Genomic DNA, 236 nt, shown 5'->3' on the forward strand with positions numbered 1-236 from the left:
TGGTAATTTCAAAACATTGACAGCGACTTCTGAAATGCTATTTTCGCAAGAACTATTTAATATAGTGTATTTGTAAATTCCTGACAGGTCTTTTTTGGGATCAAATACACCACTTCTGCTTGCCAATGCTGGACTCCATGTGCCACCTGTGTTAGGTGAACCATTTAAGCTGTTAAATAAATCTGTAGGACTGTCGTTGTAGCAAATGTTTAAATATCCATTTTGACCAGCACTTT

Annotated in this window: 1 protein-coding gene; it reads right to left on the bottom strand. The window is 36.4% G+C overall.

Translation table 11 applies throughout. The annotated features are described in order from the left end of the window. A partial coding sequence (locus SB658_RS27485; protein ID WP_410603729.1) for a hypothetical protein occupies window positions 1-236 on the bottom strand: 236 nt, incomplete at both ends.

The sequence above is a fragment of the Bacillus sp. SIMBA_008 genome (assembly GCF_046535495.1).
In the GTDB taxonomy this organism is placed as follows: domain Bacteria; phylum Bacillota; class Bacilli; order Bacillales; family Bacillaceae; genus Bacillus; species Bacillus subtilis.